The sequence below is a fragment of the Klebsiella ornithinolytica NBRC 105727 = ATCC 31898 genome, assembly GCF_001598295.1.
Classification (GTDB): domain Bacteria; phylum Pseudomonadota; class Gammaproteobacteria; order Enterobacterales; family Enterobacteriaceae; genus Klebsiella; species Klebsiella ornithinolytica.
In genome coordinates this window covers 282434-307012 of record NZ_BCYR01000002.1, presented here as the reverse complement: position 1 = coordinate 307012, position 24579 = coordinate 282434, and the positions used below count along the sequence as shown (strand labels likewise).

Annotated in this window: 26 protein-coding genes; 13 read left to right on the top strand and 13 right to left on the bottom strand. The window is 54.1% G+C overall.

Annotation, left to right across the window (positions count from 1 at the left end; translation table 11 throughout):
• The 4 genes from ROR01S_RS05410 to ROR01S_RS05395 all read right to left on the bottom strand — a co-directional run bounded on the left by ROR01S_RS05410 (position 1) and on the right by ROR01S_RS05395 (position 3675).
• Positions 1-252, bottom strand: coding sequence for an IacB protein (locus ROR01S_RS05410; protein ID WP_255265537.1), 252 nt, complete (start codon positions 250-252; stop codon positions 1-3).
• 111 nt (positions 253-363) lie between these two features.
• The gene (locus ROR01S_RS05405) at positions 364-1530 is read right to left on the bottom strand and encodes an acyl-CoA dehydrogenase family protein (RefSeq protein WP_004867253.1); all 1167 of its coding nucleotides are present in this window, start codon (positions 1528-1530) and stop codon (positions 364-366) included.
• Positions 1531-1671: 141 nt separating this feature from the next.
• A complete protein-coding gene (locus ROR01S_RS05400) occupies positions 1672-2844 on the bottom strand; it encodes an amidase (protein WP_064359179.1) in 1173 nt (390 codons plus the stop codon).
• A 360-nt stretch (positions 2845-3204) separates the two neighbouring features.
• The gene (locus ROR01S_RS05395) at positions 3205-3675 is read right to left on the bottom strand and encodes a MarR family winged helix-turn-helix transcriptional regulator (RefSeq protein WP_015585819.1); all 471 of its coding nucleotides are present in this window, start codon (positions 3673-3675) and stop codon (positions 3205-3207) included.
• A gap of 154 nt (positions 3676-3829) precedes the next feature.
• Between ROR01S_RS05395 and ROR01S_RS05390 the strand changes: the two genes are divergently transcribed.
• The gene (locus ROR01S_RS05390; RefSeq protein WP_064359268.1) at positions 3830-4783 is read left to right on the top strand and encodes a nickel/cobalt transporter; all 954 of its coding nucleotides are present in this window, start codon (positions 3830-3832) and stop codon (positions 4781-4783) included.
• Here ROR01S_RS05390 and ROR01S_RS05385 read toward each other — a convergent pair.
• Positions 4780-5286, bottom strand: coding sequence for a MarR family winged helix-turn-helix transcriptional regulator (locus ROR01S_RS05385; RefSeq protein ID WP_004867242.1), 507 nt, complete (start codon positions 5284-5286; stop codon positions 4780-4782). The two genes, ROR01S_RS05390 and ROR01S_RS05385, sit on opposite strands and share 4 nt — an antisense overlap.
• Before the next feature lie 81 nt (positions 5287-5367).
• Between ROR01S_RS05385 and ROR01S_RS05380 the strand changes: the two genes are divergently transcribed.
• Positions 5368-6240 (top strand): EamA family transporter, encoded by an 873-nt coding sequence (locus ROR01S_RS05380; protein ID WP_032718199.1) that lies wholly within the window; start codon positions 5368-5370, stop codon positions 6238-6240.
• A 95-nt stretch (positions 6241-6335) separates the two neighbouring features.
• Here the strand turns inward: ROR01S_RS05380 and ROR01S_RS05375 are convergent, their stop codons facing one another.
• Entirely contained in the window at positions 6336-6548 is a 213-nt protein-coding gene (locus tag ROR01S_RS05375) for a YdgH/BhsA/McbA-like domain containing protein (protein ID WP_015585822.1), read from the bottom strand.
• A 384-nt stretch (positions 6549-6932) separates the two neighbouring features.
• On the opposite strand from ROR01S_RS05375, the gene ROR01S_RS05370 reads away from it, so the two are divergent.
• The 8 genes from ROR01S_RS05370 to ROR01S_RS05335 all read left to right on the top strand — a co-directional run bounded on the left by ROR01S_RS05370 (position 6933) and on the right by ROR01S_RS05335 (position 14392).
• Positions 6933-7259 (top strand): antibiotic biosynthesis monooxygenase family protein, encoded by a 327-nt coding sequence (locus ROR01S_RS05370; RefSeq protein ID WP_015585823.1) that lies wholly within the window; start codon positions 6933-6935, stop codon positions 7257-7259.
• Positions 7252-7641 carry an amino acid-binding protein gene (locus tag ROR01S_RS05365; RefSeq protein WP_044350963.1) on the top strand — a complete coding sequence of 130 codons (390 nt, stop codon included), beginning with the start codon at positions 7252-7254 and terminating at the stop codon, positions 7639-7641. The genes ROR01S_RS05370 and ROR01S_RS05365 overlap by 8 nt, the downstream gene beginning before the upstream one ends.
• 6 nt (positions 7642-7647) lie before the next feature.
• A complete protein-coding gene (locus ROR01S_RS05360; protein WP_064359178.1) occupies positions 7648-8349 on the top strand; it encodes an ArsR/SmtB family transcription factor in 702 nt (233 codons plus the stop codon).
• A 487-nt stretch (positions 8350-8836) separates the two neighbouring features.
• On the top strand, positions 8837-9445 hold the full coding sequence (locus ROR01S_RS05355; RefSeq protein WP_004867230.1) for a fimbrial protein: 609 nt from the start codon (positions 8837-8839) through the stop codon (positions 9443-9445).
• Positions 9446-9541: 96 nt separating this feature from the next.
• The gene (locus ROR01S_RS05350; protein WP_004867227.1) at positions 9542-10243 is read left to right on the top strand and encodes a fimbrial biogenesis chaperone; all 702 of its coding nucleotides are present in this window, start codon (positions 9542-9544) and stop codon (positions 10241-10243) included.
• Between the two features lie 11 nt (positions 10244-10254).
• Positions 10255-12741 carry a fimbria/pilus outer membrane usher protein gene (locus tag ROR01S_RS05345; protein WP_015585825.1) on the top strand — a complete coding sequence of 829 codons (2487 nt, stop codon included), beginning with the start codon at positions 10255-10257 and terminating at the stop codon, positions 12739-12741.
• The gene (locus ROR01S_RS05340) at positions 12732-13727 is read left to right on the top strand and encodes a fimbrial protein (RefSeq protein ID WP_004867219.1); all 996 of its coding nucleotides are present in this window, start codon (positions 12732-12734) and stop codon (positions 13725-13727) included. The genes ROR01S_RS05345 and ROR01S_RS05340 overlap by 10 nt, the downstream gene beginning before the upstream one ends.
• A gap of 77 nt (positions 13728-13804) precedes the next feature.
• On the top strand, positions 13805-14392 hold the full coding sequence (locus ROR01S_RS05335) for a fimbrial protein (protein ID WP_077266776.1): 588 nt from the start codon (positions 13805-13807) through the stop codon (positions 14390-14392).
• 46 nt (positions 14393-14438) lie between these two features.
• On the opposite strand, the gene mrkJ is transcribed toward ROR01S_RS05335, so the two are convergent.
• The 6 genes from mrkJ to ROR01S_RS05305 all read right to left on the bottom strand — a co-directional run bounded on the left by mrkJ (position 14439) and on the right by ROR01S_RS05305 (position 19789).
• Positions 14439-15155 carry a cyclic-di-GMP phosphodiesterase MrkJ gene (gene mrkJ, locus ROR01S_RS05330; RefSeq protein ID WP_064359177.1) on the bottom strand — a complete coding sequence of 239 codons (717 nt, stop codon included), beginning with the start codon at positions 15153-15155 and terminating at the stop codon, positions 14439-14441.
• A gap of 136 nt (positions 15156-15291) precedes the next feature.
• Positions 15292-15867 (bottom strand): response regulator transcription factor, encoded by a 576-nt coding sequence (locus tag ROR01S_RS05325; protein WP_004867209.1) that lies wholly within the window; start codon positions 15865-15867, stop codon positions 15292-15294.
• 4 nt (positions 15868-15871) lie between these two features.
• Positions 15872-16567, bottom strand: a complete 696-nt coding sequence (locus ROR01S_RS05320; protein WP_004867206.1) for a flagellar brake protein — start codon at positions 16565-16567, stop codon at positions 15872-15874.
• A 414-nt stretch (positions 16568-16981) separates the two neighbouring features.
• On the bottom strand, positions 16982-17848 hold the full coding sequence (locus ROR01S_RS05315) for an aldo/keto reductase family oxidoreductase (RefSeq protein ID WP_015585828.1): 867 nt from the start codon (positions 17846-17848) through the stop codon (positions 16982-16984).
• Between the two features lie 116 nt (positions 17849-17964).
• Positions 17965-19194, bottom strand: coding sequence for an amino acid permease (locus ROR01S_RS05310; RefSeq protein WP_004867200.1), 1230 nt, complete (start codon positions 19192-19194; stop codon positions 17965-17967).
• A gap of 133 nt (positions 19195-19327) precedes the next feature.
• Positions 19328-19789: a multidrug/biocide efflux PACE transporter gene (locus tag ROR01S_RS05305; RefSeq protein WP_004867197.1), complete on the bottom strand. Its 462-nt coding sequence runs from the start codon at positions 19787-19789 to the stop codon at positions 19328-19330.
• A 140-nt stretch (positions 19790-19929) separates the two neighbouring features.
• On the opposite strand from ROR01S_RS05305, the gene ROR01S_RS05300 reads away from it, so the two are divergent.
• From ROR01S_RS05300 to ROR01S_RS05290, 3 genes are all read left to right on the top strand, one after another.
• Complete coding sequence (locus tag ROR01S_RS05300; RefSeq protein WP_064359176.1) at positions 19930-20811, top strand: LysR family transcriptional regulator; 882 nt, start codon at positions 19930-19932, stop codon at positions 20809-20811.
• A gap of 105 nt (positions 20812-20916) precedes the next feature.
• Positions 20917-22095 carry an acetyl-CoA C-acetyltransferase gene (locus ROR01S_RS05295; RefSeq protein ID WP_004867193.1) on the top strand — a complete coding sequence of 393 codons (1179 nt, stop codon included), beginning with the start codon at positions 20917-20919 and terminating at the stop codon, positions 22093-22095.
• A 253-nt stretch (positions 22096-22348) separates the two neighbouring features.
• Positions 22349-23044 (top strand): oligogalacturonate-specific porin KdgM family protein, encoded by a 696-nt coding sequence (locus ROR01S_RS05290; RefSeq protein ID WP_004867190.1) that lies wholly within the window; start codon positions 22349-22351, stop codon positions 23042-23044.
• 284 nt (positions 23045-23328) lie between these two features.
• Here ROR01S_RS05290 and ROR01S_RS05285 read toward each other — a convergent pair whose 3' ends face one another.
• Positions 23329-24504 (bottom strand): oligogalacturonate lyase family protein, encoded by a 1176-nt coding sequence (locus ROR01S_RS05285; protein WP_004867187.1) that lies wholly within the window; start codon positions 24502-24504, stop codon positions 23329-23331.
• Positions 24505-24579 lie beyond the last annotated feature (75 nt).

Here is a 24579-nt window from a genome sequence, read left to right as displayed (position 1 = left end):
TTACGCCTGAATAATTAATTCGCGCCCGGTACGAGCTTCAACTTTGCAATATTTCCACAGCCGGTCTGGTCCCGGGCCGACCTGAATGCTGCGGAACAGATTGCAGGCGGCGGTGACGGCGTCAAAATCATGCGCATCGGCGAGGACGTAGGTGGTCCACGGCCAGCCGGTAGAAGGCCCGACCATTACCCGATCGTCATCCATATTGCCGATAACCTGAATGCCGTCAGTGCGTTCGATACCTTTCATCATCTCGCCAAACGCGGCCCAGACCTGTTTGCCGACCTCCGGGGGGCATCGAAAAAGTTTTGATTTACGCCAATACAAAACAGAACGCGGATCATCGTCATACTCCTTAAAGGGTTATAAATAGCCGGGCAGCGGCGGGTGGCCGAAGAACATATTTCCGGCGTTGATATAGGTCAGCTCGCCCATAAAGGCGTGCTGAGTGATGACCATCGTGTCGCGGGCGTAGCGCTGGAGCGGGCTGCGCATGGTAATACCGGGCATTCCGGCCAGCCTGAGCGCACGGGTGGTCACCGATGAAGAGACGCGGGTAACGTGCGTCGATGACAGGCGCAGGGCGTTGATCATCCCGGCATCGGGTTCATCGCCGCGTAAAATGACCTGCCAGACATCGTCGATGGCATCGTAAAACCAGCAGCGGGCCGAGCGCAGCTCCGCTTCACAATGGGCAATATCCATCTGCGCAAACTGGCGATCGGCCAGACAGGGGGCGCCGGTGACCGAACTCTGGCGTTCGGCGATGGCATAGATTTCGGCCAGCGCGGCGCGGGCGATGCCCAGCGCCACCACTGAGAGCACCTGCGTCGCCAGCGACAGCACCGGGTAGCGGTAGAGCGCGCCCTCGAGACTGAGTTCGCCGCCGCGGATAAAGGTCCACTCCTGGGGGACAAACGCCTCCTTGAGCACCACGTCATGACTGCCGGTCCCCGCCAGACCCACTGTATTCCACACCGGATCGATGGTGAAGCGATCGGCGGGGAGCACCGCGATACGCGGCAGCGGACGAGCGGAGCCGTCGTCCGGCAGAATACCGACGCCAATCAGTTCGGCTCCGGTACAGCCGCTGGCGAAGCTCCAGCGCCCGCTGACCTGAAAACCGCCGTCCTGAGCGATGGCTTTCTGCGGGGGAAAAATACCGCCGGCAAACACCACGTCCGGGCCGTGGCGATAGATCTCATCCAGCGTACTGAGCGGCAGGCCGCCGAGGTAGAAGGGATTCATGCCAAAGCTGGCGACCCATCCGGCGGAACCGTCGGCGGTGGCGATGGTCTCAATCAGCTGACAGAATTCGGCTGGCGAGATTTCATCGCCGCCATATTGCGTGGGCACCAGCGCACGATAAACACCAGCCTGTTTAAAACGCGAAATAATATCGTCAGAGATATAGCGTTGTTGTTCGAACTCCTCGCTGCGCTTTTTTAATTCGTCGAGCAATTCGCTGAATTCACTATTACTGGCGTACGGGGTCTTTTCCGCACGCAGCGTTGCAGATGGGTTTAACATACGACTAAGCCTCTTCCAGTTAAATAGAATAAATATTTATGTCCGTCATGTTTCTGATTATCGGTGCGCTGGCGATATTTATTTCGCTTAGCCACTGAGTGGCCGCGGCACGGTAAAGCAGATTATTCAGGATGTATTATTTTATTTGCTCTGCGAGTCTGACGGGTATTGCAGTTTTGCCATTAGCGATTCAGCAAAACAGAGTAATTCATAGTCTTTATTTTTCCCCGCAACAATTTGCAGGGCGACCGGCCGCTGGTTTATCTCGCCAACGGGAAGTGTCAGCGCCGGATGACCGCTTAAATTGAACGGGCGCACCAGCCGGGTCAGGTTCACCACATTGAGTGGATTCGCCGCCTCTTCCAGCGTCGGCGGGCAGGCCGGCAGCGTCGGCAGTAAAATAAACGGCGCGCGGGCGAGTTGCGCATCGACAGCCTCGGTAAAGGTCTGGCGAATGCGCTCTGCCGCCTGGCGCTGGTGCGGGCTGATTTCCGCGCCGGCGCGCAGGCGCACGGCGACATCCTCGGCCAGTTCAGGCTCCTCCGCGAGAGATTGAAACGCCTGCCAGTTCTCCTGGGAGATGACCGTCAGCCCTGCCTGATGCGCCTCGGCAAATGCCGGCAGCGTCGCGTCTGCGGGAAACATTCCCGCCTGCGTCAGACGGGCGCGAATCAGCTGTTCAATGTCCGTCGTGGCATGGCCGAAGAGAAAGGCCGTGGCCGCCTGGTGGGCGCTGACGGCTGGGGCGATTTCGCCTGGGAGTCGCGCCAACACCTGACGTAACGTGGCGACATCGCGACTGAAAAATCCCACGCAGTCCAGCGAACTGTCGGCCGGCATCACCCCTTGACGGCTCACCCGCCCCCAGGTCGGCTTCAGGCCGACGATGCCACAGCAGGCGGCAGGCATCCGCACGGAACCCCCGGTATCGGTGCCAATCGCAAAATCGACCTCTCCGGCGGCCACCACGGTTGCCGAACCGCTCGACGAACCGCCGGGAATCAGCGCCGGGTAGCGCGGGTTGAGCGGCGTTCCGCTCCAGGCATTGATCCCGGTCACGCCAAAGGCCAGCTCATGAAGCGTCGTTTTCCCCTGCAGCTGACAACCACCGCTATCGAGCAGCTGTTGAATCACCGTCGCATGCGCTGTCGCCTCCGGGGCATTTTGTAACACCGGGCTGCCGGCACGAGTGGGATAACCGGCGATATCGAGAGTATCTTTGGCGGCAAACGTCAGCGCGCCGGTACCCAGCGTAAAGCGCGAGATAAACCCGGAATGGGCGGATGTCATGCCTGTACGATGTTCATTAGCCATGGTTCACTTTTCCGTTTAACGATAACGAGTGAAGGACGAATGTATAAAAAACAGACTGAATTGAATCTGAGATAATCTTGTCATTAAAACTTGAAACTTCAAGTAATTTGTAACGTATTTTTCACATCATCCTGGGCTATAAGAACATTTTATAAACAAATAAAAATTTTTAATTAATTGATTTATATGTTTATTTTTTGATAGTTATATTTTAATCTCTTGAGGGAGCTCACAAAATAAACCGCAAAATATAAGTTAAAAAAATGATAAAAAAGCGTGCGAAAAACGAAGGGTAGGGCGAGAAAACGACAATAGCCTTTTCTTTACAAAGGTTATTGTCGCGACTGTGGAAGAGGGAGATCAGTCATTGAGGTTGTGCAGCAGCAGGGACAGCACGTGGTTCATTTTCTTCTCTTGGGCAGGGGTAATGCCCTTAAATGCCCGGGCGAACACTTTTTGACTCAGTACTTTGGCCTCGGCGACCTTTGCCTGGCCTGCGGGGGTGAGTTCCGCTTCGGTGACCCGACCATCGCTGGCGCTGACGTGGGTAGTCAGCAGCCCGTCGTCACGCAGGCGCCCTACGATTTTGGTGACGGTGGGCATTTTACTGACGGCGTATTCGGTGATGCGGGAGATACTGGCTCTGTGGTACTGATGGACCAGCATCAATACCCGGAATCGGGAAAGGTCGATGTCGATTTTTTTTAATTCGATTTCCATCAGCTGCGTATACTTTGCATAAACGTTGACCACCCAGAAGAAGGGAAACTCTTCTTTATGAAAGCGGCTCTCGTGGCTGTCTGGTTGCGCTGATGCGTTATTATGTTCCACAAGCCTCTCCTTGCCCGACGACGGTAGAATGGGCAGATGGTATGCGTATTTGACGGGCATTGCAAAATGCAATCTACAGGCAATATCGCGGGCTGGCGGCGACGCTCACCGCTACCGCCGGGCGGATATTCAGATTCACGTAATGGTAAAAATGATGACAACTCGCATGCTAACCCGTGACTGGCGTCTGCTGTCGCTGGGGTTACCACTCCTGGCGCTGCTGTGGGCCGGGCTGACGCTGTATGCGCACTGGGAGGCTTTTTTACAGTGGTGTCTGGCAACGCAAATTATGCTCCATCGCTACCTGGTGATGTATCTTTTGCAGCTCAATAACCATCAGTATAGCGGCGGGATGTGGCTGCTGGGCGGCGCATTCCTTTACGGTGTGCTGCATGCCGTTGGCCCCGGACACGGTAAATTTATCGTCACCACCTATCTCAGCACCAACAAAGAGAGCCTGCTGGCGGCGCGGGTAGTGCCGTTTCTTGGCAGCCTGATGCAGGGGGTGAGCGCTATCCTGTTTGTATTTATTCTGGCCGTAGGGCTGAACCTTGCGTCCGGCGATCTCAGTACCAGCCGCTGGTACGTAGAGAAAATCAGCGCCCTGATGGTGGGGGCGTTTGGCGCATATGTGATATATCAAGCGCTCAAAAGCCTGCGGCCGCGAAAAATGACGATCGCGACCTTGACTCCGCTGCATGAACATAGCGAAACGTGCGGCTGCGGAGCTCACGGCGTTGGCCGCGGGCTGGGAGCTGACTGGCAAACCCGGCTTGGCGTGGTCCTGGCTATCGGCGCCAGGCCCTGCAGCGGGGCGATAATGATCCTGCTGTTTTCCAATGCGCTGGGGATCGTCAGCTGGGGAATTGCCGCGGTCATGACGATGTCACTGGGGACGGCAATATCAATTCTCGGCCTCTCGCTGGCGGTACGCTACGCGCGTGAACGGGCGATCGGCCTGTTTGCCTGGGATGACGGTCGCCTGAAATGGCTGCTGCCGGCGGTAAAAATTGCCGGCGGCGTCCTTCTGATTCTCTTTGCCTGCGTGCTGTTTCTGACCGTGATCCCGATGAGCGCCAACGGCGATTATATTGCTGCCGGTTGCTAGGGCTCTTCCAGCAGGCGCATAAAGACCTTCAGCGCCCGATCCAGCTGCTGGCGCTGCTCCGTGGAGAGTCCGGCCAGCAGCTGGCGTTCGTTTTCTACGTGGCTTTCCACAGCCTCATCGATCCGCTCGCGCCCCGCCTCGGTCAGGGCGACCAGCAGACTCCGCGCATCGTCAGGATCCGGCAAACGGGTAATAAAACCCCGTTTTTCCAGCGCCTTAAGCCGATGCGTCATGGTGCCAGAGGTGATCATCAGCGTAGAGAAAAGCTGAGTCGGGGAGAGGATAAACGGCGAGCCTGCCCGACGAAGGGTGGCCAGCATGTCAAACTCCCAGCGCACCAGATCGTGGCGGATAAAGGCGGACTCTACGCGCGGCTCCAGCAGCAGAGCGCAGCGCTTCAGGCGCCCGATGGGGCCCATCGGGCTGCAATCCAGATCCGGGCGCTCCCGTTTCCACTGTTCAAGAATGCGATCTACGGCGTCAGCCTGAGATGATTTGTCCAATTGTGCCTACTTATCTTGATATCAAGATATCTGTCGATACATACTTTAACGACTAATTTACCTTGATGTGAAGATAAAATCATGACCTTTTTCTCACGCTCTCCCGTTATTGATTTGCTGTTGACCGCCCTGGCTCCGGCCATCTGGGGGACGACCTACATTGTCACCTCCCAGTTTTTACCCCCGGACAGACCTTTTATTGCGGCGCTGCTACGGGTGCTGCCCGCAGGGATTGCGCTGCTTATCTGGTGCCGCCGTTTTCCTCTGCGCAATGAGTGGTGGAAGCTTATTGTTACCGGGATCCTCAATATCGGCGCTTTTCAGGCGCTGCTGTTTATTGCCGCTTACCGGTTACCCGGCGGGCTGGCTGCAGTGATTGGGGCAATTCAGCCGCTGCTGGTCATGATGCTGGCGTGGGGTGTCGACAGGCAGCGCTCGCCGTGGGTGGCGGTGCTCTCGGCAGTGACTGGCATTATCGGCATGGCGCTGCTGCTGCTGTCGCCGCATACGGTGCTGGATCCGCTGGGGATCATGGCGGCATTTTCAGGTGCGGTCAGCATGGCGCTGGGGACCTGGCTGTCTCGCCGCTGGGCGATTTCGCTACCGGTGGTGGCGCTGACCGGCTGGCAATTGTTGATTGGCGGCGTGGTACTGGCTCCCGTTGCATGGCTGGTGGATCCGCCGTTGCAGGGGGTGACGTGGACCCAGGCGGCCGGCTATCTGTGGCTCTGCGTGGCCGGCGCGATGCTGGCCTATGGGCTGTGGTTCCGCGGGATTAGCCGTCTCCCATCGGTCGCTGTCTCAGCACTCAGTCTGCTGAGTCCGGTGACGGCAGTGCTTCTGGGCTGGATCTGTCTTGGACAGAAGATTGAAGGGGTGGCGCTGGTGGGGCTAATCGTGGTGTTGCTGAGCGTGCTGTCGATACAGCGCGCATTAACAAAAAAAGCCCCATAAAGGGGCCCGACATTGCTGCGTGGTTATCGTGAAGCGGGAGCGAAACGAGCCGCCGTAAGGCGGCCTGTCCGGCAGCTCCCTCTGCAACCATTCTCTTATTTGGACAGCTCAGCGGTCATATGAACCTGGTTACCGGTATAGGCTTCGGTAATGTGGTAAGACGCGCCTTGATCTTTAGCGATGGTCGCAATTTTAGCTTCTGCGCTATCCAGGGTATCAGCCGTTACGCTGACCGGGTGCTGAGCGAAGCTGGCGAAAGAAACCAGAGAGAGCATACCGGCAGCGGCAAGTAATTTTACGTTTTTCATGGTGTTTTTCCTTTTAACTTTTCAGGTGGAAAGCGTTGTGCTTTCGATGGGTTTATAATAAGCCTGCTAACTATAACCAGCGTTGCAAAAAGTGCGATTTAGATCACACTTTCATGTCGGTAAGATGACGGGAATTTGAAGGTATTTTTATTTTTTAATTAAAAAACAATGCATTGAACGCGACTCCCGCGACCCTTATGCATTAAAAAAATATTGCTATCACCATGTGTTTTTTTGAAAACCGCCGCTATGGATGGCCTGAGTGGATGCGCTGGCGGGATTTTCCCGTGTTTTTGGGCAGGGCATACTTCGTCTGGCAGCGAAGTATCGGGCTTTATGGATACGATAAAGTGGCGTCACTGTTGATTGAGGAAGGACGACACGATGATTGCGGTACTCTTTGAAGCCGATGTCACCCCGGCAAAACAGGCCCGTTACCTGGCGCTGGCGGCGGAGCTCAGGCCGTTGCTTGATACGCTTGACGGCTTTATTAGCATTGAACGTTTTCAAAGTCTGACCACGCCGGGCAAGATCCTGTCTCTGTCCTGGTGGCGCGATGAAGAGGCGGTGCGGGCCTGGAAAAACAATCTCTGCCATCAGGCGGCCCAGGAGGAGGGCAAAGCGACTATTTTTGCCTCTTACCAGATTCGCATTGTGCAGGTCATTCGCGGCTGGGGTTCAGAAATGCAGGAGGGGCGCGGCGATGTATGATATTCATGTCATTCTGCCAAATCGTCCTGGTCAGCTGGCGCTGTTAGGCCAAACGCTGGGGAAACATGGCGTGGGGCTTGAAGGTGGCGGGGTTTTCACCGTCGACAATCAATGCCACGCCCATTTTCTGGTCGCAGAAGGGGAGCGGGCCAGAACGGTGCTGGAGCAGGCGGGGATCCCGGTAGCGGGCGTCTACCTGCCGCTTATTCGCAGATTAAAACAGGAACAGCCCGGCGAGCTGGGCGCGATAGCTCATGCGCTGGCCGAACGCGGGGTGAATATCCTGACCCAGTACAGCGATCATGCGAACCGCCTGATTCTGGTGACCGATAACTTTCCACTGGCACAGGAAGTCACGCGTTCCTGGGCCACCACCTTGTGAGGCGTTATGCTAAAACCAGCCCATGTTATTGAAGATGATGAGTCGTTGGCCGTGGCCATCACCGCGCTGGCGTCCGCCATGGCCGATGCTTCACGGGTGAAAATGCTCTGTGCATTAATGGATGGGCGCGCGTGGACCGCGACGGAGCTGGCGACGGTGGCCGAAGTCTCGGCCTCAACCGCCAGCGCCCATCTCAGCCGTCTGGTCAGCACCCATTTGCTGGTTTGTCTGGCGCAGGGACGGCATCGCTATTACCGGCTGGCGAGTGCCGATGTTGCCGGACTGCTGGAGAATATGATGGCGATGGCCGGGAAAAGTGCCATTGTGCTGACCACCCGGACCCCGGTGAATCTGCGTACGGCGCGAACCTGCTACGATCATCTTGCTGGTGAAGTGGCGGTGGCGATTTATGATTTTCTCTTGCGCGAGGCGTGGATTGTGCCGGACGGGAGCGCGCTGACGCCGGTCGGCGAGGCGCAGTTTGCCCGTTCAGGCATCACTTTGCCGGCCGGGAACCGGCGCAGGGTATGCTGCGCATGTCTGGACTGGAGCGAGCGGCGTTTCCATCCCGGTGGCGCCGTCGGGGCTGCATTGTTGCAGCATGGTCAGCGAAACGGCTGGTTCACCCTGACGCCGGGATTTCGCGAAGTGAGTATCACCCCGACAGGCAGGCTCGCGCTGAGGCAGCACTTCCATCTGCCGCTGTAGCGGGCAGCTAAACGCCAGGTTGCAGGAGGTGAATATTTTTTTTTAACCGTTTTTATGCTATTTCAGCAAGCCACCTCTCAGTATTATTCAGAATGTTCGCTATAGTCATGGGATCGTATTATTTGCCATGATAATCCCTCTGCGAAATATATCACCCGCGCCTTATTCCCTCTGATGTAAATAACTTTGTATTTGTTTTTGTCTATTGTTTTTCGATTATCAATAGCTGAAATCTATCTCTAACCCGATGTAACAAGTTTTAAGCAAATGTATATTTGTTGGCGAAAAATAGCATTCTTTGACGCCGACAGCATTAACGAATTCTTTAAACGGAGTTCGCGTCCTGACGCCTTAAATATTGCGGCTTCCGGTCAGTCGAAGTTTCTATTCACAGTTGCACAAGTGAGCATCGCATAACGCTTCTGACTTTTGTGCAGGTTTACTGTTGGTTTATTGATATAAAACTCACTCTGACAAGGAAATGGCAATGAAAAAGGTTCTTCTCTCTGCAGCTATGGCAACAGCATTTTTCGGTATGACTGCAGCGAACGCAGCTGATACGAATGTTGGCGGTGGCCAGGTTAATTTCTTCGGTAAAGTTACCGATGTCTCCTGTACTGTTTCCGTTAACGGCCAGGGCAGCGATGCTAACGTTTACCTGTCACCGGTTACCCTGACCGAAGTTAAAGCAGCGGCGGCTAATACCTACCTGAAGCCTAAATCTTTCACCATTGACGTCTCTGATTGCCAGGCTGCTAACGGCGACAAACAAGACGACGTGAGCAAACTGGGTGTGAACTGGACCGGCGGTAACCTGCTGGCTGGCGCAACGACTGAGCAGCAGGGCTACCTGGCAAACACCGAAGCCTCTGGCGCGAAAGATATTCAGCTGGTTCTGTCCACCGATAGCGCGACTGCGCTGACCAACAAAATCATCCCGGGCGTGAGCACTCAGCCGAAAGCGAAAGGCGACGCAACCGCCGTTCAGGATGGCGCACGCTTCACTTACTACGTTGGTTATGCAACCAACACCCCGGCTTCTGTTACCACCGGTGTGGTTAACAGCTACGCGACCTACGAAATTACTTACCAGTAATTATCGCCAGAAAATAAAACCGCCTTTCTCGAGGCGGTTTAAAACAATGATAAAGCGGCAGTTGCTGCCGCTTATTTTTTTTATTCTGAGGTCAGCATGAAGCATATTGCCCTTTTTTTCTGTTTCATTTTTAGTGTTGCGGCCAATGCCAACAATATTATCGTCAACGGCACCCGCTTTATTTATCCTGGAAATGAAAAAGAAATAACGGTACAGCTTTCTAATACCGCAGACCGTCCGGCGCTGGCGCAAGCCTGGCTGGATAACGGCAATGCCGATGCTACGCCGGATACCATTACCACGCCGTTTATTATTACACCCCCGATTTCACGCGTTGATGCAAAGAGCGGGCAGACTTTACGTATTAAATTGGGTAGCGCCGCCGGACTGGCACAAAATAAAGAGACGCTGTGGTGGCTGAATCTTCTGGAAATCCCGCCGGTGGTGGCCAACCAGAAAAATGAAGGGCAAAACGTCCTCCAGCTGGCGATCCGTTCGCGCTTTAAGTTTATTTACCGTCCTGTCGGACTGGGTAACCGCGACGCGGCGCCGGAGAAATTAGCGCTTTCAGCCAGCGGTAGCAGCCTGTCTATCAGCAACCCTACGCCATTTTATCTCACCGTCAGCCGTATTTCCCGCGATGGCGGTAAAGCCCTGAACAGCAAAACGGTGATGCTGGCTCCGCAGTCCAGTCAGACCGTGGCCCTCTCTTCTTCTGTGAGCCGAGGCGAGACCCTGACGATTAATAATATCAATGACTATGGCGCAGATGTGGCAGTGAAAGTAGCCGTTAAATAAGGGACACGATCATGAAGCAGAGGTCTATCTGCCCGGGAAGATTAAGTACAGCGATCGCGATGGCGCTGTTCTGTTTTCCGCCAGTTTCCAGCGGACAGGAAAGCCCGGGAACGGTATACCAGTTTAATGATGGTTTTATCGTTGGCAGCCGGGAAAAGGTCGATCTGTCTCGCTTCTCCGCCAGTGCTATCACGGAAGGGACCTATTCGCTCGATGTGTATACCAACAATGAGTGGAAAGGGCGCTATGAACTGAACGTCACCCGCGATAAAGACGGCAACATGGGGATCTGCTACACCCGTGAAATGCTTGAGCGCTACGGGATTGCGGCAGAAAAACTCAATCCTCAGCTGAGTCAGCAGGCAGGTTACTGTGGACGGCTGAAGGAGTGGCGTAACGAAGAAAACGTTAAAGATAACCTGATACAGTCCTCGCTGCGGCTGGAAGTTTCTGTACCGCAAATCTACGAAGATCAGCGCCTGAAAAATTTTGTCAGCCCGGAATTCTGGGATAAAGGCATTGCGGCGCTGAATCTTGGCTGGATGGCGAACACCTGGACCAGCCATACCTCTGCCGCCAACGGCTCCGACAACAGCAGCGCCTATCTCGGCGTTAACGCCGGCTTCTCCTGGGACGGTTGGTTACTCAAGCACATCGGTAACCTGAACTGGCAGCAGCAGCAGGGGAAGGCGCACTGGAACAGTAACCAGACCTACCTTCAGCGGCCGATCCCGCAAATCAACTCGATTGTCAGCGGCGGGCAGATATTTACCAACGGCGAATTCTTCGACACCATCGGTCTGCGTGGGGTCAACCTGGCGACCGACGACAATATGTTCCCGGACGGAATGCGCTCCTACGCGCCGGAAATTCGCGGCGTGGCGCAGAGCAATGCTCTGGTGACGGTGCGTCAGGGCAACAATATTATCTATCAGACCTCGGTACCGCCGGGGCCGTTTACTTTGCAGGATGTTTACCCGTCCGGGTACGGTAACGACCTTGAGGTGTCGGTAAAAGAGGCCGATGGATCGGTGCAGGTCTTCAGCGTGCCGTATGCGTCGGTGGCACAGCTGCTGCGTCCGGGTATGACTCGCTATGCGCTGTCGGCCGGTAAAGTCGATGATAATTCGCTGCGCAATAAGCCCATGCTCTACCAGGCTACCTGGCAGCGTGGCCTGAGCAACATGTTTACCGGCTATACCGGCGTGACCGGTTTTGATGATTATCAGGCGTTTCTGCTGGGGGCCGGGATGAATACCGGTATTGGCGCGCTGTCATTTGACATTACCCAGTCGCGACTGAAGAGCGATACCCTGGATGAAAAAGGGCAGAGCTATCGCGCCACCTTTAACCGGATGTTTACCGATACCCAGACCAGCATCGTGCTGGCGGCGTATCGCTACTCCACGAAAGGCTACTATAACCTGAACGATGCGCTGTACGCCGTCGATCAGGAGAAGAACCGCAATAACAACTATACGCTGTGGCGACAGAAAAACGGCATGACCTTCACCGTTAACCAGAACCTGCCGGACGGCTGGGGCGGTTTTTATCTGAGTGGCCAGATTTCAGATTACTGGAACCGTTCGGGTACCGAGAAGCAATACCAGCTTAGCTACAACAATATGTTCGGCCGTCTCTCATGGTCAGCCAGCGCGCAGCGCGTGTATACGCCGGATAACTCCGGCCATCGTCGTGACGATCGCATCTCGCTGAATTTCAGCTATCCGCTGTGGTTTGGTGAGAACCGTACCGCCAACCTGACGTCGAACACCACCTTCAACAATTCGCATTTCGGCAGCTCGCAGATTGGGGTTAACGGTTCGCTGGATAGTGAGAACAACCTCAACTACGGCATTTCAACGACCGCAGCGACCGGTGGTCAGCATGATGTCGCCTTAAACGGCAGCTACCGTACGCCGTGGACCACGCTTAACGGCAGCTATAGCCAGGGTGAAGGTTACCGGCAGAGCGGGCTGGGTGCCAGCGGGACGCTGATCGCCCATCGTCATGGCGTGGTGTTCTCACCGGAGAGCGGCAATACCCTGGCGCTGATTGAAGCCAAAGATGCGGCGGGCGCCATGTTGCCGGGTTCACCTGGGACGCGCGTCGACAGTAACGGCTATGCCATCCTGCCCTATCTGCGACCTTACCGGATCAACGCCGTCGAGATCGATCCGAAAGGCAGCCAGGAGGATATCGCCTTTGAGCGTACGGTGGCTCAGGTCGTTCCGTGGGAAGGCAGCGTGGTGAAAGTCTCGTTTGATACCACGGTACAGAATACCCTCACGCTTCAGGCGCGCCAGGCCAATGGCCAACCGCTGCCGTTTGCCGCCACCATTCTGGATCCGTCCGGTAAGGATATTGGGGTTGTTGGTCAGGGCAGCATGATGTTTATCAGCGACGCCGGGGTTAAGCAGGCGATCGTCAAGTGGAGCAGCGGACAATGTACGGTGGATCTGGGCCAGGCAAAATTAAAGGAAACGGTATGTCGCTGAGTAAACAACTGACGCTTTTTATTGGCTTAATGGCGCTGGGGACCACCTCCGCCTGGGCTGCCTGTACGCGCCTTTCGCAGCCTACGGTGAACCTGGATATGGTCGTTGGCAGGGTTGTGGTTCCCCCCGATCTGCCGGTGGGCTCGGTGATTGTCTCCCGGGACTGGACGATGAATGCGCCGGGCGGGGCCAGCTACAGCTGTACCGCCGGTACTAACCGCTTTGCGGCGAAGATTGTTTCTACAGGCTCCACCGATCTGGGGAATAAGATCTACTCCACCAACGTGCCCGGTATCGGCATGCGCTTTAGTCGCGGCGGCGCGACGGTGAACATCATCTATCCCGACGTTTTCTCCTCCACCATCAACCGGACCACCAACTACTCGCTGGAAGGTTCCCGCTTTACGCTGGAGATTATTAAAACGTCGTCGACGACCGGCAGCGGTACGCTGGCGGCGGGGAAATATACCTCCTATGACTGGGAAAGGGGGAATAACCCGATTCTGGAAACCTACCTGAGCGCCAATGCGATCACCATTGTCTCACCTTCCTGTACGGTCCTGAGCGGGAAGAATATGAACGTTGATGTGGGCACCATTAAGCGTAGCGATCTGAAAGGGGTCGGCACAACGGCGGGCGGTCGGGATTTTAATATCGAGCTGCAGTGCAGCGGCGGGTTAAGCGAGTCGGGATATGCCAATATCCAGACCTCTTTTTCCGGAACTCTGGCAACCAGCACCACGCTCAAACAAGGGGCGTTGCTCAATGAAAAAACCGGGAGTTCCGCCGCCAAAGGGGTCGGGATTCAGGTACTGAAGGATGGCGTACCGCTGGAATTTAACAAGAAGTACAGCGTAGGCACGTTGCGTTCTCAGGAGACGCGTTACTTTACGCAACCTTATCATGCGCGATTTTACCAATACCTGCCGACAACCAGTACCGGCGAGGTGGAATCGCACATGATCTTTAACCTGACGTACGATTAATTCAGGAGGCGGGCATGAAGCAATATGGATGTGGCACATATGGCCGACAATGCATCAGGCTGGCCGTCGCTGGCGCGATGCTTGCCGCCTCGTCGGCCTACGGTTTTATGACCAATTACGATAACGGACGCGTTGATTTTGTCGGCCGGGTGACGGATATCTCCTGTAGCGTGGCGCTTAACGGCGCGAATAATGCCGGCAGCGGCAATGTCTGGCTGGCGCCGGTGAGCCTGGCGGAAGTCCACGGCCGCGGGGCCGGCGCATTTATGAAGCCGCAGCCTTTCACTCTTGAGTTGTCGAATTGTCAGCTCCGCCATGATGGCGGCGCGGCGGATAAAAATGAGATTCGTGCGGTGAATGTGCGCTGGATTGATGGATTTATGGTCGATGCCGTCGCGAATGAAAATGCGGGCTATCTGGCGAACACGTTAGCGGATGGGGCGCGCAATATCTATCTGGCGCTGTCCACCAATGATAATAATACGCTGGATAAGAGTAATAAAATTGTCCCCGCCGACCCGCAGCAAAATCGGGTGCCGATTGTTGAAAAATCGGTTAATGGCGGTGTATTTACTTATTATATCGGCTATGTCACACCGTCCCCGGAAAAAGCGACAACCGGTCCATTGACCAGCTGGGCAACCTGGGAACTTGTGTATAATTAAGCGTGTGATATTTAGCGCATAAAAATACCGCAATCATGCGGTATTTTTATGCGCTAACTCTTTCCTGAACCAGTTGTTCAATACTGACTTCTTTCCAGTAATGGCCCTGAATAGCAAACCACTCCATTCCCTTAAGCCAGTTTTTATGTGCTTCGCTCTCGACACCTTCAATAATGACATTGTGGTTATTACGTGACAGGAATGTCACCAGCGCATCCATCAGCGGTCGCCCGGACTCTTTCTGCATGAGATGCCAGAAAAAATCTTTGTCAATTTTGACATAATCAAAATGGTATCCGCGAATAGCATTAATGCCGGCATAACCAGAACCAAAATCATCGAGCCACAGTGTGGACGTCTGGGGACTTTTCCAGCTGGCTAATGCATTATTCAGCAGGCTATTGGCATTTTCCGTAACCTCAAAATGTACACACTTCAGATGGTTAATGTAGGTTTCGATTTGCGGCTGGCTCAAAATTCCGAGAATATGATCGTCAACATTGATTGTGGCTGAAATACCATTGTCAATAAACCATGTCCGGTGCTTTTCAATCAATGCCAGTTGCTCCATGAAAATACTTTCACGGAGTGCCGCATTAGCATGGCGAAAGAAAAATTCCGGGGCCACAGGAATAGAATCGAAGCGGCTTAAACACTCCACGGCCACGAGAGTGTCCTGCGGTGAGAACATTTTTTGAAAAACATAACGAACAGAGATATCGCCACGGGATAAGTTATAATCGGAAAATATGTTAGCGTTCATTTTCTCGTGTCAGGCACTTTACAAAACATCGCTGCAGGGTGAAATTATTATAAGTGACCTTTCTGCAGTTTGGAATGTTTATTAAAAGTAACTTTTCAATTAATTATCTGGTTTTGATTGGGGAGACGGTTTTTTTCTAGCATTGATACATGTCGACAATTTTATTGTGCATCGCCCGCGAGTTATGCATGCCAAGTTTTTGCATGATATGAATCCTGTGACTGTGTACGGTTTTATGGTCAATATTCAGCAGAGTGGCAATTCTTTTGTTGTTGTGGCAGGTCATGGTCAGCTCCAGCACCTGGCGCTCTCTGGCAGAAAGCTTCTTCGGTACGGAAAACTCGCTGCCGACTGCGGGAGTACTGACGGCGCGATAAAAATCATGCAATGGTGTTTTTTCTGTAAGAATCATGGTGTTATCTATGTTTATTAGTTCCCTGAACAGGTTGGCAATATCGCTTCTGACCACCAGGATTAGCCGGGTACAGTGCAGAAGACACCAGCGCATATCGTTGAGCAATAACATCGTGTCGGCAGCAGAAAAGTCCTTATGAATAACGTTGAAAATAACGATCCCAGACAGGGGGGCGATTGCCCCCTGAGTGATATCCTGATAACGGAAGGTGGTGACATTTTTATTGTTATCAACCATATACCAATGAATTGATTGACCGATTAAATTATCATCGGTATACAGAAATATCCTGTCCAAGGGGTCAGACTCTCTTTTTTCGCTTAGCTTCCAGAATCAAATCGAGCAGCATTTTCTCTATTCTGGTCTTATCTTCGCGGTGGCGGAATTTAAACTGACAGGAAACCTGGTGATAGCTTTCACTGTCTTCATCAAGTGTCACTTCAACAACATTTTTTATCGCTAAATCAATGGTGATTTCACCATACTCAGCCAGCGACAGAACTGAATTCTTGAGGATTGAACTATGCGTGAGAAATTTCAGGTTCGGACTTTTCGCGATCAGCGCACAGCCGCCATCTGAAATGTCTTTAATATCGAAAAGATAGTTTTCGCCATTTCTGTGTCGACCGCGACAAAAAAAGTCATACCGGTGATGCAAACGAAAGCGGGGGTCGCGACGTCGTTGTACCACATGAATGCATTCGGGTAAGGCAAATGAGACTTTATTACCGCGTTCGGCATCGCTGTTATAACTTTTCTTTAACGATGAACAGAACTCAATCTTTCCTGAATCACTATGCAAAATGAATTTGTATTTATGCCCTGGGGGGATTTTGCTCTGGGTGACGATATGGAACTCAGCAAAGTCTACCCGGGTAAGTTGGGTCATGATGTTTTTGTTATTAAAGAAAACTTCTATCTCGGAGTGTTTCCTGAGTTCCTCCCTGAAAATAGCAATGATTTCATACCGGCTGGTCTTTATTGTTCCCTCTGTCATGTAAAGTCCTTGTTGATTTTTTATTGTGTTAGTTAAATTTTTCTTATGGCAATGCCAACATTCTGATTGCATTAACCAGATGTTTTTATGAGCGTTTGATGTTATTAGCTATCTTTGTCGCTAAATTGATTTGTATAAACGTCGAATCAGATGTTGTTTTTCCTGTAATCAAGAGTTGTAAAAATTTTTGGGGAAGGCAAAAACGACAGAAGTCCCCAATAAGGAGACTTGTCAAAATAGTATAAATCAATGCTGTATATAGGGTTGTTTAGCGCAGGTTAGTGCAAGCATATACCCATTTGTAGGATATATAGTGCCAGCAGCGTTGGGCTAATTCCAGCCAAATAATAGGAGGGAAAATGGCGCCCGGCAAGGACCTGTGCGGAAGGACACGCACAGGTGTGGCGAAGGCCGTTAGTTCTGCAGTGCCGCTAATGTTGCGATGGCTTCCGGCGGCAGGGTTAACGCGCCAGCGGCCAGGTTTTCCTGCAGGTGCTGGAGCGAAGAGGTTCCCGGAATCAGCAGAATATTAGGCGAACGCTGTAGTAGCCAGGCCAGCGCAACCTGCATCGGTGTCGCCTCCAGCGCGGCGGCAACATCGTTAAGTTCCTGTGCCTGTAGCGGAGTAAACCCCCCAAGCGGGAAGAAAGGGACGTAGGCAATATTTTGTGCGGCAAGCTCATCAATCAGCGCATCGTCTCCGCGATTGGCAACGTTGTACTGGTTTTGCACGCAAACAACGGGCGTCAGCTTTTGCGCATCGGCCACCTGCTTCGCCGTGACGTTACTGAGGCCGATGTGGCGAATAAGCCCACGCTCTTTAAGCTCAAGCAGCGTGGTCAGCGGCGCTTCCAGTGAGCCTTCTACCGGGCCGTGGGTGCCGAGCATGCTGCGCAGATTCACGATCTCCAGGACATCGAGCCCCAGATTACGCAGATTGTCTTCCACCGCCTGCGTGAGCTCTTCGGGCGACATCGCCGGCAGCCAGTTGCCCTTTTCATCACGGCGAGCGCTGACTTTCGTCACGATGCAGAGATCGTCTGCGTAAGGATGGAGCGCTTTGCGAATCAGCTGGTTAGTAATATGCGGGCCGTAAAAATCAGAGGTATCAATATGATTGACTCCCGCCGCTACCGCCGCGCGCAGGACACGAATAGCGGCGTCCGGATCGGCAGGCGGACCAAATACGCCGGGGCCGGCTAACTGCATAGCGCCGTAACCCAGACGATAAACCTGGCGATGACCTAATGTTCCGCTTCCGGATAGTTTTACGCTGGACATGGCGATTCCCCACTGGTGTGCAAACCCTAAGTGTAAACCTGGCGAGGAAGTCCGGATGGCAGAAATATTGGCAGAACGTGCGGCGGCGGTGATAACCGCCGCCGCAGAGGGGAAGATTAGCTAAAGAACATGACCGAAACGCACAGCAGGCCGACCACCAGGGTGATGAAATTACCCACTGAACGGTAGGGTTTGAGTGCGGGAATGATGTAGGTCGACAGCGTCGGCATGATGAACAGGATCATGGCGATCAGCGGGCCGCTGATGGCGTAGATCATGGAAATGGCGTTCGGATTGATGAAGCAAACTATGAACGTCAGCGTCGAAACCAGCAGAATCGACATCGCGCGGTTAAAGGCGCGGCTTTTGCGAATCCCGACCTGATTCAGCGACGTTTTCACGATTTCGCTGGCGCCTTCAATCACGCCAAAATAGGTGCCGAGGAATGACTTCGACATGGCCACTACGGCGACCACGATGCCTGTTACCGCCAGCCATGCCGGAGAACCAGGCATCATCGACAGCGCGGAGAGAATGGTCACTCCTTCGTTGCGGGCGTTTTCAATATAGGAGACCGGTATCGCCAGCAGGCAGCTGAAGACAAAAAACAGCACGCTGGCGCAGATGATGGTATAGGCCACCTTCATGATTTTTTTGCATTTACCCATAGCCAGATCACCATATTTCTCCTGCTGATCGATAGCAAAAGTTGAAATGATGGGCGTATGGCTAAAAGCGAAAACCATCACAGGGATTGAGATCCAGACCTGGTGGAACGTATGAGAAGTCAGCTGCAGCTGGCTGGTGAGGTGCTCAGGCTGCCAGTCGCCGATTAAATAGATCGACAAGAACAGGAAGCAGGCAATCAGCGGGAACACCAAAAAACCCATCACCTTAATCGTGATATGGCGGCCCATTAAAAAGATCAGGTTCAACACCATGACCACGGCCAGACTCAGCATGGCGCGAACGGCGGGTGTAATCGGCATATGCCTTGCCAGCTGCTCGGCGAGTGAGTTGGTGATTGCCACGGCGTAAATCAGGACGACCACGAAAAAGGCGAGGAAATAGAGGGCGGTGATCAGATTCCCCACTTTCTTGCCGTAGTAATGGTTAACCGCCCCGGTGATCCCGACGCCGGGCGCAACTTTCGCGGAGAGAATGAACTGACTCAGTGCTTTGTGCGGCCAGTAGGTTAACGGCCAGGCGACTAGCGCGGTGATGAACAGAACAATGGCGCCAGCAGACCCCAGCTGGATCGGCAAAAACAGAGTGCCGGCGCCTACGGCAGTGCCATATAAGGCAAAACTCCAAAGAGTTTCTTCTTTAGACCAAATTTTAGACATTGTGTGAATTTATCAACCGTAAGACCAAAAAAAAGGAGTGTAATTTACCACAACAACGAATGAGCCGTTGCGATACTTTCGGATGACAAACAGGGCAAGGGATCGCCGGGCATCTCCCGGCGATGAAGAGCAGTTAGCTGCGTGCCAGGATCCGCTGCTGGCGATATTTCAGTACGCGTTCGCGCAGAGTATCCCATACCCAGTTAAACAGCATGGTGTAGGGCAGAAAGAACAGCATAAAGCCGATTTCCAGCATAAACGCCTGGATCAACGAGACCCCGAGAATCAGTGCCACGGCGGTGACACCGATAAGAATAAACCCGGATTCAAAGCCGATAGCGTGCAGCGCGCGGACTTTGAGAGTTCGCACCACGCGAGATACCGGCCAGAGGCGGTCAAAAGCGGCGTTATAAATCAGGTTCCATACCATGGCCAGCGTCGCGAGCAGCACGCTCAGCCCCCCCATTTCAAGAACCGAACGCTGCATCAGCCAGGCGGCGGTCGGGGCGAGAATTAACGTGGCGAGTCCTTCAAAACTGACCGCATGGATAACGCGCTCTGTCAGCGTTTTACGCTGAAATGTGTTCTGTTGCATGGCTTGCTACCTCCGAAAAGCCGTGGTTCTGACCGGTTCCTCTGCAGTTAAGGAGGGAACAGATTCTGAGAAATTACTCCGCATTTTATGGATAAATATGATAAACAAAAGATAGATTCCATCGATAAAGTAGATAGTTCATGCGCTATTCTCCCGAAGCTCTGACTGCATTTGTTGAAGCCGTGGCCTGCGGGTCGTTTTCTGCCGCCGCCCGTCGGCTGCGCAAAAGCCAGTCCACCATCAGCACCGCCATTTCAAACCTTGAAGCCGATCTGGGCGTCGCACTGTTTGACCGCGCGACTCGCCATCCCACGCTGACGCCACAGGGGGAACAGGTGCTGAGCTACGTCAAAGCGATTCTGGCGGCCAGCAATCGGCTGGATGAGCTGGCTATTTCACTGTCTGATGAAACGGAAGCGCGCCTCACGTTTGTACTCTCCGACACGCTGCATCCGGATGTGCTGGAGGATCTGCTGCAGCAGTTCGATCGTCGTTTTCCCCACACCGAGTTTGAGTGCCTGATAGGGGAAGATGAGGATGTTATTGACCTGCTGCAGAAGGAGCGCGCGCAGGTGGGGCTGATTGAGGCCAGGGATAGCTATCCGACGGAGATTGGCAGTACCCGGCTGCCGTTACAAACGGCGATGGCCATTTACGTCGCTCCCGCGCATCCGCTGGCGGCGCAGGGACGGGTCACCTGGGATGAGCTGCGTAGCTGGCGAGAACTGCGCCTGAGCACTTTTCTGGCCAGCTCGCTGGAGCCTGCGAAAGGACAGGTCTGGTCGGCGCCGAACTATTTACTGCTGCTCAGCATGACGGTGCAGGGGCTGGGATGGTGCATTTTACCTTGTGCGCTGGTTGACGAGTTTGCCGGGTCAGGCACGCTGGTGGCGCTGAACATTCCCGGCTGGCCGCGGGCGATTTCCGTTGATTTATTGTGGAATAAGAAGGCGCCGCCGGGGAAAGCCGGGAGCTGGCTGCGTCAGCATTTACAGCGCCAGGAACCCGCAACGCGGGGCTAATCTTTGTGATTCGCCTCACTTTTTTTAAACAATTGCGAAATTTTTTGATAACAATTCTCTACTATGTTGCTGTTTCTTTGCGCAGAGGCAGGGCAGAGGTAGAGGATGAAAGATGTCGTGATCGTGGGTGCGTTGCGCACTCCGATAGGGTGTTTTCAGGGAACGTTGTCGCGTCACTCCGCGGTAGAGTTGGGGAGTCTTGTGGTCAAGGCTCTGGTGGAGCGTACCGGTATCGACCCGCAAAGTGTTGATGAGGTGATCCTCGGGCAGGTTCTGACTGCGGGGACCGGGCAAAATCCGGCCCGTCAATCGGCGATCCGCGGCGGCCTGCCGAATACCGTTTCTGCCATTACGATTAACGACGTGTGTGGCTCCGGACTGAAGGCGCTGCATCTGGCGACGCAGGCAATCCAGTGCGGAGAAGCTGACGTGGTGATTGCCGGCGGTCAGGAAAATATGAGCCGGGCGCCGCACGTTCTCACCGATAGCCGCACCGGCGCTCAGCTGGGCAACAGCCAGCTGATTGACAGCCTGGTCCACGATGGTTTGTGGGATGCCTTCAACGACTATCACATGGGAGTTACGGCGGAAAACCTGGCGCGTGAATATGGTATCAGCCGGGAGCTGCAGGATGCCTGGGCGCTGAGTTCGCAGCAAAAGGCCCGGCGGGCGATTGATTCAGGGCGCTTTCGTGATGAGATTGTGCCGGTAACCACCGAGCTGAACGGGGCGCCGCGCACCGTTGACACCGATGAGCAGCCGCGGGTCGATGCCAGCGCCGAAGGGCTGGCCAGCCTGCTACCCACCTTCGATCGGCTGGGTTCAGTGACCGCGGGCAACGCTTCCAGCATCAATGACGGCGCGGCGGCGGTAATGATGATGAGCGAATCGAAAGCGCAGGAGCTCGGTCTGCCGATCCTGGCGCGGATCCGCGCTTTTGCCAGCGTCGGCGTCGATCCGGCCCTGATGGGGATCGCGCCGGTACACGCGACGCGCCGCTGTCTGGAAAGAGCGGGCTGGCGGCTGGATGAGGTCGATCTTATCGAGGCCAATGAGGCATTTGCCGCCCAGGCGATTTCTGTCGGCAGAGTGCTGGAATGGGATGAGCGGCGGGTCAATGTTAACGGCGGGGCGATTGCGCTGGGCCACCCCATTGGGGCATCAGGCTGTCGAATTCTGGTTTCTCTGGTGCACGAGATGATTAAACGCGATGCCCGTAAAGGGTTGGCAACGCTTTGTATCGGCGGCGGTCAGGGTGTTGCGCTGGCGGTAGAACGCGCATAGTCCCGCTTTACTTTACCTGCTTCTCAAGCCTCCTTACGGAGGCTTTTTTATTGGATTTTCTTCCCGCAGATCCCGGGAAAATTCAGCGAAAAGGGGGCGATAAAGCCCTTTTTTGTTGAGCTTTGTCACGTCCTGCTGTGCCATGTTTTTTGAAACAAATAATTACGATCTTGATCACTAAAACATACGTCCTTAAAAAATAAAATGCAGTTTCATAAAATAGAAACATAATTTTAATTTTGAGGGGTACCCTATGTTTGCAAGATCTCTGGCCCTTGCTACTCTCTGCGCCGCAGCGTTTTCCGCTTCCGCTGTCACGGTTGATTTGCGTCATGAATTCATTGATGGAGGTAAGACAGATAAAACCAATGCCGACCGTGTCTCGGTCTCCCATCGCTTTGCCAACGGATTCGGCTTCTCCGTAGAGGCAAAGTGGAAGTCAGGCGGCGATAATACCTCCCAACCGTATTCAGATTTTGTCGGCAACGGCCACGAAGAGACCATTAGCTGGCAGTGGAAGGCGAATCAGAATTTCTCCGTGACGCCGGGGTTTAATATTGAGAGCAACGATAGCCGCTCAATTTACAAACCCAATCTGCGCGTGCAATACAGCTTCGATAATGGTTTCTACGTGGCCGCCCGCTATCGCTACGACTATACCCGCTACCCGGCGAGCGCCGGCAAAGAAGACGATAAAGTGAACCGCGGCGATGCGTGGGCCGGTTTTGTGATGGGCAACTGGCGTACCGAGCTGAACTATGTTTATGCCCGCAGCTCCGAGGGAGTAAACCGCAACGACAACAAGCCTTACTCCCAGGAGTACAACGTGAAGCTGGCCTATAAGCTCGACAAAAACTGGGCGCCGTATGGTGAAGTGGGCAACGTGGGCGTGAATGACCGCAGCGATCGCCAGACCCGTTTCCGCGTCGGGGTTGCTTACAGCTTCTGATAAAACCCTCTTCCGTCATGACCCCGGAGCCGTCAGCCGGGGTTTTCTGTTTCTGTCGTCCGGATGCGGTTCCCGTTAGCGCTGATTGTGGCGCAAGCAGACTTGGCCGCTCGCGCAGTCGAAAGGGGCTGCGGAAGGTTTCACCAGCACGGGTTCAACAGAAGGTGAGGAGAAACGGCCTGTGCCTGCCTCAACGACTCCGCCGGGCGGTAATGAAACAAAAAAGCCCTCCGCGAAGGAGGGCAAGGCCAGTTACAGAAACACACTCAAAAACAATACGGATATTACGCCTGCAGCATCTCCGGATGCGCCGGCAGTTTCGCGATGTAGATAGCCGGTTTCCCGTCTTTGTCCGAGCTGAACAAAATCGCCCGATCGTCGGGGGTAAACGAAGGATGCGGATGGGTGACCTGACGGCTATTGGCGACCGTCGCCCAGGAGGTATCATGCCGGGCAACGCGGAAGTAAGCCTGTTTCGCGACATCAAAGACGTAGAGATAAGGATCGTTATCAATGGTGTAACCGCTGGTATCTTTCACATCTACCGGCGTACCAGAGCCATCCCCAACCAACAGCGTGCCGTCGAAGTTGCTCATCAGATGCGAGCAGGCGGGCATCTGCATCAGCGCGGTATTGATGCCGGTATCCGGATCGAAGCGATAAATCGTCCGTCCCTGCTGACCTTTCAGATAAGAGACATAAATCAGCGCGGAACCGTTCGGGACCCAGAATTCGTGCGTACAGCTTTCGCCCTCGGCATGCTCTTTGACTTTCCGCACGTGACTGCCGTCTTCGTTGACCATCCACATCCGGGCATCGACCAGATCGTGCGGCCCTTCATGGCAGAAGGCGACGGTGTTGTCGTCGAACGGACGGTAGATGGGATGACCCAGCCATTTTTTCTCTTCATGAATAACGCGGCTCTCCCCGCTTTGCAGGTCGACGCGCAGCAGACGGCAGTGCGGACCTTTATGGAAGAAGTCGTGGAAAATCTGCCAGTCGTTGAGCGGTGTCCAGTCGCTTTTCGCAATCTCAATGCCGACCAGTTTGCTGCAGTCGCTGTTGGCGACCCAGGTACCGTATCCGACCCACTCATCCGGGACGCGGTAGACCTGACGCTCCTGGAGGGTTGAAAGATTGACTTCCAGCAGCGTGCGGTCATTTTTAACGTAATAGAGCGCGGAATCATCCGGTGAGAGAAAGCCGCCGAAGGTATTATCGCCGGCGCCTTCGGTCAGCTGAACGGCCTCGGCTGTCGCGATATTTAGCAGATAGTAGTTCCAGTGGCCGTCAAATTCACCGGCGAACAGCAGGTGGCTGCCATCATTAAAAAAACACTTCTGATAGAAATAGTTACGATGACAGGTTACTTCCGGAGGGGTTAAGCGGGTGATCTCCGCGCCGGTATCCGGATCGCGACTGACTTCATAATTCAATTTTACCCGCATGCCTTTAGCCATGATGTACTCCTTTTCCTTCCCGCGATGTCGCCTGTCTGCAGGGGACGTGTAGCCAGGTGAGGTTGATTTAAAAGA

Excerpts from the sequence above, each read along its gene's own strand:
- ROR01S_RS05410 (WP_255265537.1), bottom strand. The coding sequence starts at position 252 with ATGATGAAAGGTATCGAACGCACTGACGGCATTCAGGTTATCGGCAAT.
- ROR01S_RS05405 (WP_004867253.1), bottom strand. The coding sequence starts at position 1,530 with ATGTTAAACCCATCTGCAACGCTGCGTGCGGAAAAGACCCCGTACGCC.
- ROR01S_RS05400 (WP_064359179.1), bottom strand. The coding sequence starts at position 2,844 with ATGGCTAATGAACATCGTACAGGCATGACATCCGCCCATTCCGGGTTT.
- ROR01S_RS05390 (WP_064359268.1), top strand. The coding sequence starts at position 3,830 with ATGACAACTCGCATGCTAACCCGTGACTGGCGTCTGCTGTCGCTGGGG.
- ROR01S_RS05380 (WP_032718199.1), top strand. The coding sequence starts at position 5,368 with ATGACCTTTTTCTCACGCTCTCCCGTTATTGATTTGCTGTTGACCGCC.
- ROR01S_RS05375 (WP_015585822.1), bottom strand. The coding sequence starts at position 6,548 with ATGAAAAACGTAAAATTACTTGCCGCTGCCGGTATGCTCTCTCTGGTT.
- ROR01S_RS05370 (WP_015585823.1), top strand. The coding sequence starts at position 6,933 with ATGATTGCGGTACTCTTTGAAGCCGATGTCACCCCGGCAAAACAGGCC.
- ROR01S_RS05365 (WP_044350963.1), top strand. The coding sequence starts at position 7,252 with ATGTATGATATTCATGTCATTCTGCCAAATCGTCCTGGTCAGCTGGCG.
- ROR01S_RS05360 (WP_064359178.1), top strand. The coding sequence starts at position 7,648 with ATGCTAAAACCAGCCCATGTTATTGAAGATGATGAGTCGTTGGCCGTG.
- ROR01S_RS05355 (WP_004867230.1), top strand. The coding sequence starts at position 8,837 with ATGAAAAAGGTTCTTCTCTCTGCAGCTATGGCAACAGCATTTTTCGGT.
- ROR01S_RS05350 (WP_004867227.1), top strand. The coding sequence starts at position 9,542 with ATGAAGCATATTGCCCTTTTTTTCTGTTTCATTTTTAGTGTTGCGGCC.
- ROR01S_RS05345 (WP_015585825.1), top strand. The coding sequence starts at position 10,255 with ATGAAGCAGAGGTCTATCTGCCCGGGAAGATTAAGTACAGCGATCGCG.
- ROR01S_RS05340 (WP_004867219.1), top strand. The coding sequence starts at position 12,732 with ATGTCGCTGAGTAAACAACTGACGCTTTTTATTGGCTTAATGGCGCTG.
- ROR01S_RS05335 (WP_077266776.1), top strand. The coding sequence starts at position 13,805 with ATGCTTGCCGCCTCGTCGGCCTACGGTTTTATGACCAATTACGATAAC.
- mrkJ (WP_064359177.1), bottom strand. The coding sequence starts at position 15,155 with ATGAACGCTAACATATTTTCCGATTATAACTTATCCCGTGGCGATATC.
- ROR01S_RS05320 (WP_004867206.1), bottom strand. The coding sequence starts at position 16,567 with ATGACAGAGGGAACAATAAAGACCAGCCGGTATGAAATCATTGCTATT.
- ROR01S_RS05315 (WP_015585828.1), bottom strand. The coding sequence starts at position 17,848 with ATGTCCAGCGTAAAACTATCCGGAAGCGGAACATTAGGTCATCGCCAG.
- ROR01S_RS05310 (WP_004867200.1), bottom strand. The coding sequence starts at position 19,194 with ATGTCTAAAATTTGGTCTAAAGAAGAAACTCTTTGGAGTTTTGCCTTA.
- ROR01S_RS05305 (WP_004867197.1), bottom strand. The coding sequence starts at position 19,789 with ATGCAACAGAACACATTTCAGCGTAAAACGCTGACAGAGCGCGTTATC.
- ROR01S_RS05300 (WP_064359176.1), top strand. The coding sequence starts at position 19,930 with ATGCGCTATTCTCCCGAAGCTCTGACTGCATTTGTTGAAGCCGTGGCC.
- ROR01S_RS05295 (WP_004867193.1), top strand. The coding sequence starts at position 20,917 with ATGAAAGATGTCGTGATCGTGGGTGCGTTGCGCACTCCGATAGGGTGT.
- ROR01S_RS05290 (WP_004867190.1), top strand. The coding sequence starts at position 22,349 with ATGTTTGCAAGATCTCTGGCCCTTGCTACTCTCTGCGCCGCAGCGTTT.
- ROR01S_RS05285 (WP_004867187.1), bottom strand. The coding sequence starts at position 24,504 with ATGGCTAAAGGCATGCGGGTAAAATTGAATTATGAAGTCAGTCGCGAT.